The organism is Phyllobacterium sp. MT110 (genome assembly GCF_058792715.1).
In genome coordinates this window covers 337,714-352,955 of the sequence record NZ_JBXAFE010000005.1, presented here as the reverse complement: position 1 = coordinate 352,955, position 15,242 = coordinate 337,714, and the positions used below count along the sequence as shown (strand labels likewise).

Genomic DNA, 15,242 nt, shown 5'->3' with positions numbered 1-15,242 from the left:
ACGTGATATCGCTCACAGACCGAACTCCTTGCGGATCGCCTCGCTGTGTTCGCCGATGCGCGGCGCGGCGCGGTCGGATTTTGCCCGCTTGCCGTTGACCCGGATAGGCGACCGCGTCGTGAGAATGGAAACATTGTCCGCCCGTTCCACCCTTTGCAGCATATCGAGAACCTTGAAGCCTTCGCTTGCCATCAGTTCTTCCCAGTTCAGCACTTTCGCGCACCAGATATCAGCGGGTTCGAGGATCGAAAGCCAATGCTCGGTCTCCTGCGTGGCGAGTTTTTGGGCGATGATGCGTTTGATCTCATCCCGGGCGGTAAACCAGCTGGCGGGCGTATCGCGATAGGGTGCCAGTTCATCCAGGCCAAGAAGATCAGCGAGCTTGGGCAACGGCGTCATGGCAAGGGCCAGATAATTGTCCTTGGTCGGGTAAACGCCGTATGGGGCGGAGAGGTAGGCGTGCGCACTGCGAAAATCGGAGCGCTTGGGCAGCCGGCGGCCGTCATTCAAATGGGTGGTCAGCACTTCGAACTGGAAGTCGATCAGCGATTCCAGCAGGCTTGTTTCGATATGGCTGCCGGTTCCGCTGATCCCGCGCCGCACCAAGGCGGCCAGAACCCCCTGAACCGTAGCGGCACCCGCCAGCATGTCGGCGACCGCAAGCCCGAACGGCACGGGTCCCTGGCTTTCATCGCCATTCAGCCACATCAGGCCGGAGCGCGATTGCGCCAGCAGGTCCTGCCCGGGACGGCCGACCCAAGGGCCCTCCTCGCCGTAGCCGCTGATGCTGGCATAGACCAGCCGCGGATTGATGGCTTTCACCGCGTCGTAATCCAGTCCCAGTCGCTTGATGACGCCGGGGCGGAAATTCTGGATGAGGACATCGGCCTTGCCGAGCAATTTTCGCAGGCAAGCAAGGTCGCTCTCACTTTTCAGGTCGATCGCAAGACTTTCCTTGGCACGGTTGATCGCGTGAAAAATCGTCGAGTCGCCACCGATTTCGGTATCGCTCAGATAAAGCCGGCGTGAGAGATCGCCGCCGTCGGGGCGCTCGATCTTGATGACCCGCGCGCCGAGATCCATCAGGCGCAGCGAGGCATAGGGACCCGACAGGAATTGGCTCATATCAACGACGAGCAGGCCGGCAAGCGGCAGATCAGCATTGTCCGTGGTCATCACTTCTCAGTCTTTCCAATAAAATCGGCGGGATTCTGGTATTTCACCGTTTGCAGATGCTCGCAGTAGAGGACGAGTTCGCCTTCGTTCTTGAACACTTCATAGCTGGCGCGGATCAGCCCCAAATCCTTGTAGCGCGGACGCTTATCGAGATTGGTCCTGATCGTATAAATCGTATCGTTCAGGAACACCGGTTTGATGAAACGCAACTTGTCATAACCATAGGAAAAGGCGTTGACGCAGTTGGTCGCAACAAGGCCAAGCCCGGCGGAAAAGACAAAGGCACCGGCGACGAGCCGCCTGCCGAAAATGCCTTCGCTTTCCGCAAACATCTGGTCCTGCACATAGGGATGGATATCGGTGACCAGCGTGTTGAAGAGGTGGCTGTCACTTTCCGAAATCGTCCGCCGCAGCGAACGGATTTTCTGCCCGACAGGCCAATCCTCGTAAAACCAGTTTTCAGCATTCCAGACCGGCAAAGCCGCATGATCGGCAGGCATGTTCTTCGGATGCGTCGAGGAGACGCCGGCAGTCGGTGAAAACCCGGTCACACCCGCACCCCGCCGCGGTCGGCGCGCACAGTTCCGCGCTGTTTCAGACACCCGAAATCGAACGGATGTTTCATTGTCCTCGCCTCCTCCATCTTCTTTTGTAAATATTATTTTCACATATGGGTATTTCTGACAAGCCAAAAAACAGGGAAAATTGTGCTGCAATGCAAAAAGCCCGATGGCCGGACATTTTCATCCGGCCATCGGGCTTCTTTGTTCTGAATCCTGTCCTTCGACGCGCTAGCGCATGACAATACCCTTGCCCATCAGGCGCTCGCGATCATGCGGCCGGTCGAAATCAATCAATGGACCGGCAGGCACAATGCCCGTCGGATTCACAGAGGCGATGGAATAGTACCCGGCCTTGATATGATCGATTTTCACCGTCTCGCGCACGTTTTCAAACTGATAGAGCTCTCGCAGATAATGCGAGAGATGATGATAATCCTCGAGCCGCCGTATGTTGCATTTGAAGACGCCATTATAGGCAGCATCAAACCGGACGAGCGTAACAAACAGCCGCCAGTCGGCCTCGGTCAGGTACTGCCCCGCCAGATAGCGATGATCGGCCAGATGCGCTTCCACGCGATCAAGCGCCGCAAAGACATCACGCACGGCTTCGTCATAGCTTGCCTGTGATTTTGCAAAGCCGGCGCGGTAGACGCCGTTGTTGATGTTGTCATAGACGAGACCGTTCCACCGCTCGATCTCCGGCCGCAGGCTTTCAGGATAGAAATCCCTTTTATCGTCGGTCAGTCCGTCAAAAGCGCTGTTCAGAATGCGGATAATATCGGCAGACTCGTTGTTGACGATCTGCCCCTCGCGGCGGTCCCACAGCACCGGCACCGAAACCTTGCCGGTATAGGTCGCAAGGCTGGCGGTGTAGAGCTGGTGCAGATAATGGATCGGCGGCGCTTTTTGCCCGGCATCGACGAGATTGGTGAATGTCCAGCCGTTTTCACCGAGCGCGGGCTCGGCAACCGCAACGCTGATGATGTTTTCCAGCCCCTTGAGATGACGGAAGATCAGCGTCCGCGAAGCCCAGGGACACAGATATGAAACGAAGAGCTGATAGCGCCCGGCCTCAGCCTTGAAGGTTGGTGTTCCCTCCTTGTCGAGCACGCCATCTGCCGTGATCCAGTTGCGAAACCGGGTCGGCTCGCGGTGGAAGGCTCCATCTTTCATTTCGCTGGCGGCGACGTCGCCCTTGATCCATTGTCCATTCACCAAGGCTGGCATGTGCTGATTTCCTGACTATTCGACTGCGCGTCAGGATCGCATTTCATGGGTGGCATTCATACCACCCATGCCTTGACAGACTGTTTTTGCCATCGCGACAATGGGAGAATCCGCCTCCCTAGCCCGTGACTGCTCCTTCACTGGCGGATTTGGTCAGCGTGGCAAATTTCGCGAGGACACCCCGTGTATAGCGGGGTGCGGGCTGCTGCCACGCCTTGCGGCGCGCTTCCAGCTCGGCATCGCTGACTTCAAGTTGCAGCAGCTGCTTGTGGGCATCGATGGTAATCGTATCGCCCTCCCTGACGAGGGCAATTGCGCCGCCCTCGAACGCTTCCGGCGTGACATGGCCGACCACCATGCCCCAGGTTCCCCCGGAGAACCGCCCGTCGGTGATGAGCCCGACGCTTTCACCCAGACCGCGTCCGATGATTGCCGATGTCGGCGCCAGCATTTCCGGCATGCCGGGCCCGCCCTTGGGGCCGAGGTAACGCAGGACCAGCACATCGCCCGGCCTGATCTTGTCCGAGAGGATGGCGTCCATCGCCGACTGCTCGTCATCGAACACCCGTGCGGGACCCTCGATAACCGGGTTTTTGAGGCCGGTGATTTTTGCAACAGCGCCACCCGTCGCCAGATTTCCCCTGAGGATAGCCAAATGTCCCTCCTTGTAGAGGGCCTTGTCGATGGGTCTGATGATGTTCTGATCGGCGGGCGGAGCATCTGGAACGTGGGCCAATTCCTCGGCAATGGTGCGACCGGTGATCGTCAGGCAGTCACCATGCAGCAACCCGGCATTGAGCAGGATTTTCAGGACCTGCGGGATGCCGCCAACCTGGTGCAGGTCGACAGCCATGTATTGGCCTGATGGCCGAAGGTTGCAGATCACCGGAACCTTGCGGCGCACGCGCTCGAAATCATCCAGCGTCCAGTCGACTTCCGCCGCGTGAGCGATGGCCAGAAAATGCAGCACGCCATTGGTCGATCCACCGGTGGCCATGATCAGCGATACGGCATTCTCGATGGAGTTGCGGGTGATGATGTCCCGCGGCCGGATACCCCGGCGCACAGCTTCGACCAGAACGCGTGCTGATTCGGCGGTGCTGTCCGCCTTTTCGGCATCCGGATTGGCCATGGTCGACGAGGACATCAATGACATGCCCAGTGCCTCGAACGAAGAGCTCATGGTGTTTGCTGTATACATGCCGCCGCAGGAACCGGTGGAGGGGCAGGCATGCCGCTCGATGCCTTCAAAATCTTCCTGACTCATCTTGCCCGCCATGAAGGAACCCACGGCTTCGAAGGAAGAAACGATGGAAAGATCCTTGCCCTTCCATTTACCCGGTTTGATCGTGCCGCCATAGACATAGATCGCCGGAACATTGGTCCGAGCAATCGCCATCATGCCACCGGGCATGTTCTTGTCGCAGCCACCCAGCACCAGAACGCCGTCCATCCATTGACCATTCACGCAGGTTTCGATGCAATCGGCGATCACCTCGCGCGAGATCAGCGAGTATTTCATGCCCTCCGTGCCCATCGCCATTCCATCGGAGATGGTCGGCGTGCCGAAGATTTGCGGATTGCCGCCCGCTGCCTTGACCGCCGCAACCGCCGCATCGGCGAGCGGCTGCAAACCGGCATTGCAAGGCGTGATTGTGGAATGGCCATTGGCAATGCCGATCATCGGCTTGTCAAAATCCGCCTTCTCATACCCGAGCGCATAATACATGGCCCGGTTGGGCGAGCGCGCTATTCCCTGCGTGATGTGTTTCGAGCGTTCATTGACTGCCATGACTGTCCCTCCACTAGGATATTTTGGTTCAAGACCGGATTACCTCTTATTTAGAGCGCTTCCAAACACGTGTGAAATATATAATTCATGCTTGATTAGGTCGTACTTCATATTAGAGATACGATATGGATCTGCGTCAGTTGCGCTACTTTATCACTGTTGCCGAGGAACTGCATTTCGGGAGAGCTGCGGCGCGGCTCAACATGACCCAACCGCCACTCAGCCAAACCATACTCGCGCTCGAAGAGGAGATCGGCGTCGAACTGTTCACGCGCACCAAGCGCAGTGTCGCGCTGACGCCTGAGGGCGCCCAATGGCTGGACTATGTGCGCAAGGTTCTGGACGCAGCAGGCGCGCTCCCCGGCATTGCCCGGCAGCTCGCGCACGGCACCATGGGCAGTTTGAAACTCGCTTTCGTCAGCACAGCCGATTACAGCCTGCTGCCGGCACTGCTCGGCCGTTACAAGACGGATTATCCCGGCGTGCAGATCGGCCTGCAGGAGGCAACGAGTGACGTGCAGATCGAAGCGCTTCTGAACGGAGACATTCACGCAGGCTTGATCATCCCGCCGTCGCAGACCAGCCTTCACGCTTCTCTCACCTATCTGTCATTGCTTCAGGAGGAACTTGTCGCTGCAGTCCCGGAGGAATGGGTAGCATCAGGCAGGTTGGCTCTCTCCAACGGAGCGCTCGACATCAAAGGCGCTCTGTCGGAGCCGCTGATTATCTTTCCCCGCCGCAGCGCACCGGCCTTTCACGATCTGATCACCGGCTATTATGCCGGCAACGGTGCCGTCCCATGCGTCGGGCAGGAAGCCATCCAGATGCAGACAATCATCAGCCTGGTCTCTGCGGGGATGGGAATCGCGCTGGTGCCGGAATCGCTGCGGAATCTTGGCCGTGCCGGCGTTCGCTACCTGAAACTGTCAGGCACGCCGCCTCGGATCGAGACCGGGCTTGTTTGGCGCCGAGACGATCCGTCGCCGGCGCTCAGACATCTGATTGATATTGCCTCGGCGTTCAACGGATCGCCTTGACCAGATCTTTGTCGGGAAAGCAGGTGGCAGGCAGACCCTGTTTCGTTTGCCAATCGCCGATGGAGCGCCGTGTCTTGAAGCCAGGAAAACCGTCGGCTCCGCCGGCGTCATAACCCTTTTTTTCCAGCGCCCTCTGCAAACCGGCAATGTCCGAGCGATAGAGCCCGCCGACATCACCCCAGCCGGCGGAAAAACCCTTCGCACCATTGGCGATACGGTCACCCACATGCCCGATGAAGAGCGCGTAGAGATCGCTCATATTGTATTCCTTGATCACGTAGAAATTCTTGGTGACCACAAAGGCCGGGCCGTGACGCCCGGCCGGCATCAGCAGGAAACCCTCGCGATTGGTTTCGCTGGCCGGAAACGGCTTGCCGTTGACCCGGGTGATGCCAAGCTTGGCCCATGCGGCGAAAGGCTTGCCCTGATCCGGGCCTTCCAGGGAGCAGCTGACAGTCTGCGGGACATTGACTTCGTAACCCCAATCACGGCCGCGCTGCCATCCATACTGCGCGAGATAATGACCGATGGAACCGAGCGTATCGGGAACGGAATTCCAGATGTCCCGCTTGCCGTCGCCATCAAAATCCACTGCATGCTCGAGATAGGATGTCGGCATGAATTGCGGCTGGCCCAGTGCACCTGCCCACGAGCTTTTCATGCTTGCAACGCCGATATAGCCTTTCTCCACGATCTGGAGCGCAGCCAAAAGCTCCTTGCGAAACATGTCCTTGCGCGTTGCCATAAAGGCTTTCGTGCCGAGGACGGCAAAGGCGTTGTAGGGGATTTTCACGCTGCCATAACCGCTTTCGCGTCCCCAGATGGCAAGAACGATCGGCCCCGGAACGCCATATTTGCTTTCAACAGCTATGAGGATTTTAGCAAACTGGCCGGACCGCGCTGTGCCTCCCGATGTCACCGCGTTGACCGTCTTGTCGTTGAAATACTTGCCGGGAGAGCCGAATTCGGATTGCCGCTGCTCCTTGGGTGTCTGCGGTTTTTCGCCCGGCATGACCAGGTCGGGCAAATCGAAATTGAGCGTGACGCCCGAAAAAGCCTGATCGAAAACCGCTTTGGAAATGCCCTGCGCCTTGGCTTCGGGCCAAAGATCGTTGACAAGCCACGCCCGGAACTGTGCTTCAACTTCCGGTTTTAACGCGGCCAACCCGGCTGTTGCATAGAGAAAGGTCGCAATCAACGCCGCAAGGGCAAGTCGCATCGGGCGTCTGATCAAAAGCCTTCTCCCTATAAAGAGGTCCGCGCGCGCAGGGCAGCAGCCAGCGTGCCCTCGTCCAGATAGTCGAGTTCCCCGCCGACCGGAACGCCATGCGCCAGCCGCGTGATACGCACGTCAAAATCGGCAAGCTGGTCAGTGATGTAATGAGCCGTCGTCTGCCCCTCGACCGTCGCATTGACGGCGAGAATGACCTCCTTGATCTCGCCTTCCGCCACACGGCTGACAAGGCTGCCGATGTTGAGATCGTCAGGACCGACACCATCCAGCGGTGACAGCCGGCCGCCCAGCACATGATAGCGGACATTCATTGAACCGGCCCGCTCCAGCGCCCAAAGGTCGGCAACATCCTCGACCACAATCAGCGTCGCCCGTTCGCGACGCGGATCGGTACAGATCATGCACGGATCAGATGTATCGACATTGCCGCATGTGGAGCAGATGCGCACCTTGTCCGCTGCGTCCTGCATGGCAGAACCCAACGGGATCAGCAGCGCTTCCTTCTTCTTGATGAGATGCAGCGCGGCGCGGCGGGCGGAACGCGGCCCGAGCCCCGGCACTTTGGCCAGAAGCTGGATCAGGCGTTCAATTTCGGGACCGGCGATTCGTTTCGACATATCGCCGGTTTAAAGCAAATTTTGCCCATAGGGAATCGGAGACGCACCGCGAACTCAACCCAAGCAAAAAAGTGGGCGATATTTTACAACCCTGCATTCGTTGTTGCCGGCGACAAACGAAGCAATCATCACCTCAAGCGCGAACAGCGCAAAGGTTCGAAGGCGAAGCAGATGCACCGTACCAGCCGGTGCATCGGGAGAATGGGCTACCCGACTGCGGCAACAGCCTTGCCTTTGAACTTGGAGGTGAACTATGCGGATTTTTCCGTTTAGCATCACCCTCATAGTGAAGAAAACCCGGACGAGCTGGTCATGGACCGTCCGGGTCAATTTTCACAAATGAGGAAGGGCGGCGAGCGAAAGCTCTCCGCCCACTCCGAGAGCAATATAAACCACGCTCGAATCTTTTCCAAGAAGCTTGCAGTTGTATGCCCATTCTCAAAAAGGCAATTTGAAACCCGGAGGAATTGGCAGGCCTGCCGTCAATGCCTGGGTCTTTTCCGCCATGATCGCCTCGACCTTGGCCTTTGCCTCGTTGTGGGCGGCGATGATCAGGTCTTCAAGAATCTCGACATCATCTTCCTTAAAGAGCGATGGATCAATCTTGAGCGAGGTTAGCGCCCCCTTGCCGGACAGCTTGACCGTGACGAGACCGCCACCGGAATGGCCCTCGGCCTCCAGCGCCGCGATTTCTTCCTGCATGGCAGCCATCTTGCCCTGCATTTCCTTGGCCTGTTTCATCATGCCCATAATGTCACGCATGGGGAAAACTCCTTTTGATCAATCATCTTCTTCGACGGGGGCCAGCGTATCATCGCCGGAGCCGATCCCGTCCATGCCATCCGGGTCGCCACCTGCCTGCCCGGCGGGTGTTGCGATCCGTACATTGATAATCTTGGCACCCGGGAACCGCGACAGGATCGCCGCGACATCCGGATCGGCGCGCGCATCGCTGAGCATGGAATCGCGCCGGGCCGTTTCGGTTTCGTTGATGGTCCGGCCGCCCTGTTCCCGCGACAGGGATACCATCCAGCGCGTACCGGTCCATTCGCTGAGTTTCTGCGACAGGTCTGTCAAAAGCGTTTTTGGCGCGTTGTCGGTCAGATTGATCTCGAGCCGTCCCGGCTTGATGCTGACGAGCCGCACACAGTTCTTGACCAGTATCTTGAACTGCATGTTACGCTGCTTGTCGGCGAGCGCCACGATATCGGCGATGCTGGTAACAGGAACAGCCGGCGGCAGTTCTTCGGCAACCGGTTGCGCCGGCACAACAGGCACAGGCTGTGCTGATTGTTCGACCAGCCGCATGGTGGCACCACCACCAGAGGCAACGGAACCGCGCAACGGTGCGACAGCGTCCGCCGGGGCAGCGCGGCTCATGGCCTCGCCGCCGCCATTGCCGGGACGCGGGCCATCGCTTCGCGGCGGCTGCAGGGAGGACGGCGCCCCATTTTCCAGCGATTTCAGGGCTTCATCCAGCGTCGGCAAATCGGCTGCATGCGCCAGCCGGATCAACAGCATTTCTGCAGCTTGGACGGGGCGATTGGACGCATCCACCTCGGCGATGCCTTTAAGCAGCATCTGCCATGTCCGGGAGAGAACCCGGATGGAAAGCTTTTCGGCATAATCCCGGCCGCGCAGGCGTTCATCCTCGGACAGGGAGATATCGTCCGCGACATCCGGGGTGAAGCGAATACGCGTCACCAGATGGTTGAAGTCGGCAAGATCGGAAAGAACAACGCTGGGGTCCGCGCCGACATCATACTGGGCACGAAACTCGCGCAGGGCAGAGGCCACATCACCACGCATCAGCATCTCGAAAAGATCGATGATCCGCGCGCGATCCGCCAGCCCTAGCATGGAGCGTACGGTCTCGGCGTCGACATTACCCGCACCATGAGCAATCGCCTGATCGAAGATCGACAGGGAATCGCGCGCCGAACCCTCGCCCGCACGGGCGATCATCGCCAAGGATGCGGCATCAACCGTGATGCTCTCCTTGTCGGCAATTTTCTTCAGCAGCGTCGTCAGCATGTTCGCGTCGATACGGCGCAGGTCGAAACGCTGGCAGCGCGACAGCACCGTGATCGGAACTTTACGGATTTCGGTGGTGGCGAAGATGAATTTGACGTGGGGCGGCGGCTCTTCCAATGTTTTCAACAGGCCGTTGAAGGCCTGATTGGACAGCATGTGCACTTCGTCGATGATATAGACTTTATACCGGGCCGAAACCGGGCGGTAGCGAACCTGTTCGATGATTTCACGGATGTCATCGATACCCGTATGCGAGGCGGCATCCATCTCGATGACATCGACATGGCGGCCTTCCATGATCGCCTGACAATGTTCACCGGGAACAGACAGGTCGATCGTTGGTTTGTCGATTTCCGCCGTCTTGTAGTTGAGGGCGCGGGCCAGAATGCGGGCAGTGGTGGTCTTGCCAACACCGCGCACACCGGTCAGCATCCATGCCTGCGCAATGCGGCCAGTCTCGAACGCATTGGTTAGGGTCCGAACCATCGGCTCCTGACCGACCAGATCGTCGAAATTCTGCGGGCGATATTTGCGGGCGAGCACGCGATAGGCGCTATCTGCCGTTTTGGTGTCCATCCCGGTTGATTCCGCTCCTGCATTGCTCTTCATGGCGCCAATTGTCCGATTCTGACATTCGCATGTCTCGCGTGATGTCAAATTCGTTCCACCAGGCAAGTTTGTACCGCTGCACACCGCAGCGTCAATGCCGGATGACGGCTTTAAAGAGGATAAAGGTGGGAGGCTGGCACGGCGACCCGTGCCTGGCTCGTTGGGGCTGCTTCCTTCCGGACCTGACCCGGTTGGCGAGTGGCTCGTCCACCACCAACCTCCCGAGGCTCATATCGGCAATCTTTGCGCAAAAAGCAAGCGGGACGACAAAAAAACTGCTAATTGTTGCAAATCATGACGTTTATACTCGATAGCAAACTTGCAGCTGATACGATTCCCATTGCAAGGCTGGGCCTTTGCGATCTGCGCCTGATGAATGACCGGCGCTGGCCTTGGCTCATTCTCGTGCCGCAAAGGGCTGATATCAGCGAGATTCACGACCTCACCCCCCTGGACCAGACAATGCTTGTCTTTGAATCGGGCATTGCCGCACAGGCGCTCAAGGCTGTCGTCAATTGCGAAAAGATCAACACTGGTGCTCTCGGCAACATCGTCCGGCAGTTGCACCTGCATATCATCGCCCGTAACACCGGAGATCCGGCATGGCCCGGTCCCGTCTGGGGTTATGGCACGCGCGAACCCTACGGCGAAAAAGACGCACGGGACTTTGCGAACGCCATTCTCAACGCTATCTAATCAGCATCATCACATAGTCCCATTCCGGACCGGTCTTCTGGAGCCCCACTAATGTCATTTCGCCTTTATGATGTTCCGGAAGCGGAAGCGAGCCGCTTCGTCGGCTTTGCCGGCAACAGGATAAACCGCCACTCCGAAAACCGCAGCGATGATGTGGTGACGGTCGCACTTGCGGATGCAAGGGCGCGTATGCTGCTGATCGGGCAAGGCCAGATACTGGTGTCGCAGGGAAACGGCATGGGCAATGCCTTTTTCGGCCTTGAAGAAGCCGCAGCGCTGTTGCCCCACCCGAACAGGACAATCTATCTGGGAATGCAGGAGGACATGCCGGTTCTCGCCGCTGTGAGCGGCATCGATCTGGCAACCCTTCCTGAGACAATCAAGGCCGTTGAATACCGCCCAGTCTACACGCAAGGCCTTATACCCGAAGACCAGCTGGGCGCCATGGCACAGGCTGTTTCGCTGCTGACGTGGCATGAGAATCACCGCTTCTGCGGACGCTGCGGCACGGAAACGGTGATGCGCGATGGCGGGTACCGGCGCACTTGCCCGAATTGCGATGCCCAGCATTTCCCGCGCACCGATCCGGTTGCCATCATGATGGTGGTGCGCGGCGACAAATGTCTTCTGGCGCGTGGACCCCATTTCGGACCGGGTATGTATTCCTGCCTTGCCGGGTTCATTGAACCGGGGGAAACCATCGAAAATGCAGTGCGGCGCGAGACACTGGAGGAAACCAACCTGCCTATCGGCCGGGTGGTCTATCACGCGTCGCAACCCTGGCCCTTCCCCTATTCGCTGATGATCGGCTGCCATGCGGAGGCTTTGTCCGACGATTACACGCTCGACAGGGCGGAGCTGGAGGCAGGCCGCTGGTTCACGCGCGATGAAGTCGCGCTGATGCTCGACCGGACGCACCCGGAAGGATTGATGACGCCGCCACCCGGCGCCATCGCCGCCCATCTGATCCGTAGCTGGGTTGAGAGCGAGGCTTAAGCCCTACCAAGGTTGAATTGAAAATATCGCCCAATTGGTATATATCATTGTCATATCTCAAAAGAGGTGCGACATGGAAAAAGCCAAAATCTTCTGGTCCGGACGCTCGCAGGCCGTGCGTCTTCCCAAGGAGTTCCGATTTGACGCCACAGAAGTTCGTATACGGCGTCACGGGCAATCCGTGATTCTTGAGCCGATGCCGGAAAATTGGGCTTGGCTGGATGCCCTTTCAGGCCCGTTAGACGACGACTTTGCGAAAGCTGCGGGCGAGAAGCCCGTACCGCAGGAAAGACCTGATCTCGACTATTTCAAATGAAATTCTTGCTTGATACCAACGCCATCATTGCGTTACTGAAAGGCAATGAACGGCTGCACAGCCGACTGCGTCGACATCAGCCGCAGGATTTTGTAATCTCCGCCATTGTTGCCCATGAACTATTTTACGGAGCCTACAAATCACAGCGCGCCGTTCAGAATGTCGGCCTTGTTGAAAGTCTGCAATTCCCGGCACTTGAGTTTGATCTGGACGACGCCAGATATGCGGGCGAGTTGCGCGCAAAGCTTTCGCGCGCGGGTAGTCCCATCGGCCCTTACGATGTTTTGGTCGCAGGGCAGGCCCTTGCACGGTCTCTGACCCTCATCACACGCAATGTCCGTGAATTTCAGAGGGTCGAGGGACTCAGCGTTGAAAACTGGGAAGATTAGACCGTCAATCTACTCTTCCTCGCCCTGGCTGCTGCGGAATGTCGTATCGGCGGGATAGACCCCGAGAACCCGCACCTCCTTGGAGAAGAATTCCAGTTCTTCCAGGGCATGGGCAACGTTCTTGTCGTCCGGATGCCCTTCAATATCGGCGTAAAACTGCGTGGCAGTGAACTTGCCGTCAATCTGATAGCTTTCCAGCTTGGTCATGTTGACGCCATTGGTGGCAAAGCCGCCCATCGCCTTGTAGAGCGCCGCCGGAACGTTGCGCACGCGAAAGACGAAGGTCGTCATCATGAGTTCGTCGGATGTGCGCGGTGCCCACTTTTTCGTCTTGTTCAGGACGACAAAGCGCGTGACATTGTTTTCCGTGTCCTCGACATCCTCTTCCAGGATATCGAGACCATAAAGGCTGGAGGCGAGCCGCGGTGCAAGCGCCGCCATGGTCTTGTCCTTGACGTCGGAGACGAGCCGCGCCGCGCCCGCCGTATCCCCGGCAATGACCGGCTTCCAGCCGTTCTTGCGGATGTATTTGCGGCACTGGCCCAGCGCGTGGATATGGCTGTGAACCGTGACGATTTCGCTGCGCTTGGTGCCAGGAAGAACCATCAGCTGAAAATGGATCGGCAGAAAATATTCGCCGACAATGTGCAGGCGCGACTCCGGCAAGAGGTGGTGGATGTCCGCCACGCGCCCGGCAATCGTGTTCTCGATCGGGATCATCGCCAGATCAGCCGCACCGCTTTCAACCGCGTTGAACGCATCCTCAAAGGTCGGACATGGCAACGGCTCCATGTGCGGAAACATGTTCCGGCATGCGGTGTCGGAATTGGCACCCGGTTCGCCCTGAAAGGAGATGCGGTTGGTCTTGGCCATAATCAATTGCCCTTTATTGAAGTAAGAATGTCACGTGCCCGCTCAAGATCTTCCTGGGTATCAACACCCAGCGGCACCGAATCAACGATCTCGACATCGATGCGCATGCCGGCTTCCAGCGCGCGCAGCTGTTCCAGTCGTTCGCGCTGTTCGAGCGGCGACGGGCCAAGGCTGACGAATCGCTGCAGAGCTGCACGGCGATAAGCATACAGTCCGATGTGGTGGTAGAGCGGGCCGTTGCCGTAGGGAGCCGTCGCACGCGTAAAGTAGAGCGCGCGCATTTTCCCGGTGCCGATATCTGACCCGACGATCTTCACCACATTCGGATTGGTCTTTTCATCTTCCCTGGTGATCTCAACACACAATGTGGCGATATCGGCGGGACCTTCACGCAGCGGCAGGAGCGCGCGTTTGACCAATTCCGGATCAATGGTCGGCAGGTCGCCCTGGACATTGACGATGGCATCGACAGTGCCCTCCGGATCGAGTGCCAGCAAGGCTTCATAGATGCGGTCCGAACCTGATTCATGGTCGCTGCGTGTCATGACCACTTCAAGTCCGTGGGCTTCGACCGCCACCTTCACCTCGGCGCTATCCGTGGCAACAACAGCACGGCCAAGACCGGCCGCCAGGGCACGTTCAGCCACATGCACGATCATCGGCTTGCCGGCAATATCGGCCAATGGCTTGCCGGGCAAGCGCGTGGAGGCCATGCGGGCGGGAATCAGGGTCAATATTTTCATCGTCATAAGCACCCTACGGTGTCAAAAAGTCTCAGGCAGAACTGCCCTTATATGTGTTGCAAGTCTTGAGCAAAAGACCTAGTTTCCGCGCGATCACGAGGGGACTCTCGTCAAGTTATGCAGCGGTCTGCATTGACCAGATAATGAGAACCTCCGCAAGAGGAGCAATGATCGACAATGGATTCGAGCGCATTCAACAAATATGCCATGGCGTTCCTGGCAACAGTTTTCGTTGTCATGACAGCGGGCATCCTTTCGGATTTCTTATTTGATTCCCGTGCGCCCGAAAAACCCGGCTTTATCATCCAGGCTGCCGAAGCCGGCGGTGAAGGTGAAGCCGGCGCGCCAGCCGCAGCAGCTGCGGCCGTGCCGATCGCAACCCTGCTCGCATCGGCGGACGCGACGCGCGGTGAAGCGATCTTCAAGCGCTGCCAGGCTTGCCATACCGGTGAAAAGGGCGGCGCGAACAAGGTTGGCCCGAACCTCTGGGACATCGTCGACCGTCCCATGGCCACTCATGAAGGCTTCAGCTATTCCGGCGCTATCAAGGATTTCTCCAAGGGCGGCAAGGAACTCTGGACGTTCGACCATCTCAATCACTTCCTGACCTCGCCCAAGGGCTATATCAAGGGCACGGCCATGGGCTTTGCCGGTGACAAGAAGGACAATGAACGCGCGGACCTGATCGCTTACCTGCGCACGCTCTCCGACAGTCCAAAACCGCTTCCTGCTGCCGATGCCGCGCCAGCCGGCAGTGAAAAGCCAGCCGATGCAGCAAAGCCTGCAGATGGCACTGCACCCGCACCGACAAAATAAGTCAGCCGTCAATTCCAAGGGAAAGCCGGGTCCAGTGCCCGGCTTTTTTGTATCCGCCAGCCTGATCCTATCAAGACTGCGTGTTTTTTTGCCGAAGGTCTGTTCTCCGCCGCATTTTCTCTTA

General features: G+C 58.2%; 16 protein-coding genes and 1 other RNA gene. 6 read left to right on the top strand and 11 right to left on the bottom strand.

The features are described 5' to 3' along the window. Positions 1 to 12: 12 nt before the first annotated feature. From AC1Q5O_RS21480 to ilvD, 4 genes are all read right to left on the bottom strand, one after another. Positions 13 to 1,176: a CaiB/BaiF CoA transferase family protein gene (locus tag AC1Q5O_RS21480; RefSeq protein ID WP_492565755.1), complete on the bottom strand. Its 1,164-nt coding sequence runs from the start codon at positions 1,174 to 1,176 to the stop codon at positions 13 to 15. Beyond that, positions 1,176 to 1,727: a MaoC family dehydratase gene (locus AC1Q5O_RS21475; protein ID WP_492565753.1), complete on the bottom strand. Its 552-nt coding sequence runs from the start codon at positions 1,725 to 1,727 to the stop codon at positions 1,176 to 1,178. Before AC1Q5O_RS21475 ends, AC1Q5O_RS21480 begins: the two co-directional genes overlap by 1 nt. 240 nt (positions 1,728 to 1,967) lie before the next feature. Next, positions 1,968 to 2,966 carry a glutathione S-transferase family protein gene (locus AC1Q5O_RS21470; protein WP_492565752.1) on the bottom strand — a complete coding sequence of 333 codons (999 nt, stop codon included), beginning with the start codon at positions 2,964 to 2,966 and terminating at the stop codon, positions 1,968 to 1,970. 118 nt (positions 2,967 to 3,084) lie between these two features. Next, positions 3,085 to 4,758, bottom strand: coding sequence for a dihydroxy-acid dehydratase (gene ilvD / locus AC1Q5O_RS21465; protein WP_492565750.1), 1,674 nt, complete (start codon positions 4,756 to 4,758; stop codon positions 3,085 to 3,087). A gap of 125 nt (positions 4,759 to 4,883) precedes the next feature. On the opposite strand from ilvD, the gene AC1Q5O_RS21460 reads away from it, so the two are divergent. After that, positions 4,884 to 5,795: a LysR family transcriptional regulator gene (locus AC1Q5O_RS21460; RefSeq protein ID WP_492565748.1), complete on the top strand. Its 912-nt coding sequence runs from the start codon at positions 4,884 to 4,886 to the stop codon at positions 5,793 to 5,795. Here AC1Q5O_RS21460 and AC1Q5O_RS21455 read toward each other — a convergent pair. From AC1Q5O_RS21455 to ffs, 5 genes are all read right to left on the bottom strand, one after another. After that, positions 5,779 to 7,014, bottom strand: a complete 1,236-nt coding sequence (locus AC1Q5O_RS21455) for a lytic murein transglycosylase (RefSeq protein ID WP_492565843.1) — start codon at positions 7,012 to 7,014, stop codon at positions 5,779 to 5,781. The two genes, AC1Q5O_RS21460 and AC1Q5O_RS21455, sit on opposite strands and share 17 nt — an antisense overlap. Before the next feature lie 26 nt (positions 7,015 to 7,040). Continuing rightward, a complete protein-coding gene (gene recR, locus AC1Q5O_RS21450) occupies positions 7,041 to 7,646 on the bottom strand; it encodes a recombination mediator RecR (protein WP_223611985.1) in 606 nt (201 codons plus the stop codon). Between the two features lie 438 nt (positions 7,647 to 8,084). After that, positions 8,085 to 8,408: a YbaB/EbfC family nucleoid-associated protein gene (locus AC1Q5O_RS21445; RefSeq protein WP_091878585.1), complete on the bottom strand. Its 324-nt coding sequence runs from the start codon at positions 8,406 to 8,408 to the stop codon at positions 8,085 to 8,087. An 18-nt stretch (positions 8,409 to 8,426) separates the two neighbouring features. Next, positions 8,427 to 10,289, bottom strand: coding sequence for a DNA polymerase III subunit gamma/tau (locus tag AC1Q5O_RS21440; RefSeq protein WP_492565744.1), 1,863 nt, complete (start codon positions 10,287 to 10,289; stop codon positions 8,427 to 8,429). Positions 10,290 to 10,414: 125 nt separating this feature from the next. Further along, positions 10,415 to 10,511: signal recognition particle sRNA small type (gene ffs, locus AC1Q5O_RS21435), an RNA gene on the bottom strand. A 69-nt stretch (positions 10,512 to 10,580) separates the two neighbouring features. On the opposite strand from ffs, the gene AC1Q5O_RS21430 reads away from it, so the two are divergent. From AC1Q5O_RS21430 to AC1Q5O_RS21415, 4 genes are all read left to right on the top strand, one after another. Then, positions 10,581 to 10,985 (top strand): HIT domain-containing protein, encoded by a 405-nt coding sequence (locus tag AC1Q5O_RS21430; protein ID WP_105736783.1) that lies wholly within the window; start codon positions 10,581 to 10,583, stop codon positions 10,983 to 10,985. Positions 10,986 to 11,036: 51 nt separating this feature from the next. Then, positions 11,037 to 11,981: an NAD(+) diphosphatase gene (gene nudC / locus AC1Q5O_RS21425; RefSeq protein WP_492565742.1), complete on the top strand. Its 945-nt coding sequence runs from the start codon at positions 11,037 to 11,039 to the stop codon at positions 11,979 to 11,981. A gap of 73 nt (positions 11,982 to 12,054) precedes the next feature. Then, positions 12,055 to 12,297 (top strand): antitoxin, encoded by a 243-nt coding sequence (locus tag AC1Q5O_RS21420; protein ID WP_492565740.1) that lies wholly within the window; start codon positions 12,055 to 12,057, stop codon positions 12,295 to 12,297. Then, positions 12,294 to 12,686 carry a type II toxin-antitoxin system VapC family toxin gene (locus tag AC1Q5O_RS21415; RefSeq protein WP_492565738.1) on the top strand — a complete coding sequence of 131 codons (393 nt, stop codon included), beginning with the start codon at positions 12,294 to 12,296 and terminating at the stop codon, positions 12,684 to 12,686. The genes AC1Q5O_RS21420 and AC1Q5O_RS21415 overlap by 4 nt, the downstream gene beginning before the upstream one ends. Positions 12,687 to 12,695: 9 nt before the next feature. Here the strand turns inward: AC1Q5O_RS21415 and AC1Q5O_RS21410 are convergent, their stop codons facing one another. Together AC1Q5O_RS21410 and AC1Q5O_RS21405 are read right to left on the bottom strand one after the other, a co-directional pair. Then, entirely contained in the window at positions 12,696 to 13,559 is an 864-nt protein-coding gene (locus AC1Q5O_RS21410; RefSeq protein WP_288191752.1) for a prephenate dehydratase, read from the bottom strand. A 2-nt stretch (positions 13,560 to 13,561) separates the two neighbouring features. Next, positions 13,562 to 14,314, bottom strand: a complete 753-nt coding sequence (locus AC1Q5O_RS21405; protein WP_288191753.1) for a 3-deoxy-manno-octulosonate cytidylyltransferase — start codon at positions 14,312 to 14,314, stop codon at positions 13,562 to 13,564. A gap of 165 nt (positions 14,315 to 14,479) precedes the next feature. On the opposite strand from AC1Q5O_RS21405, the gene AC1Q5O_RS21400 reads away from it, so the two are divergent. After that, positions 14,480 to 15,118: a c-type cytochrome gene (locus tag AC1Q5O_RS21400; RefSeq protein WP_492565735.1), complete on the top strand. Its 639-nt coding sequence runs from the start codon at positions 14,480 to 14,482 to the stop codon at positions 15,116 to 15,118. The last annotated feature ends 124 nt before the right edge of the window (positions 15,119 to 15,242 follow it).